Raw genomic sequence first — 255 nt, forward strand, 5'->3', positions numbered from 1 at the left:
AACGTTCCACTCGTTTTCAGTTTTGAAAGAGGAATCTCTTTCACACTTGTACCTTGAAAACTGAATCGCGAAAGTAGTAAAGTGTCTTAGAATCATCCTTATGTTGATATAAAGCTCAGCAATGAGCGAACTAGGTTAAGCTAGTAAGAGCACACGGAGGATGCCTAGGCACCAGGAGCCGACGAAGGACGTGGCGAACAACGAAATGCCTCGGGGAGCTGTAAGCAAGCATCGATCCGGGGATGTCCGAATGGG

Annotated in this window: 1 rRNA gene; it reads left to right on the plus strand. The window is 47.1% G+C overall.

Going from position 1 to position 255, the window contains the following annotated elements:
* Positions 1–133: 133 nt before the first annotated feature.
* Positions 134–255, plus strand: a 23S ribosomal RNA gene (locus M3650_RS31575); the annotation flags it as partial.

Origin of the sequence: Paenibacillus sp. MER TA 81-3 (assembly GCF_023713585.1) — a bacterium.
GTDB lineage: Bacteria > Bacillota > Bacilli > Paenibacillales > Paenibacillaceae > Paenibacillus_B > Paenibacillus_B profundus.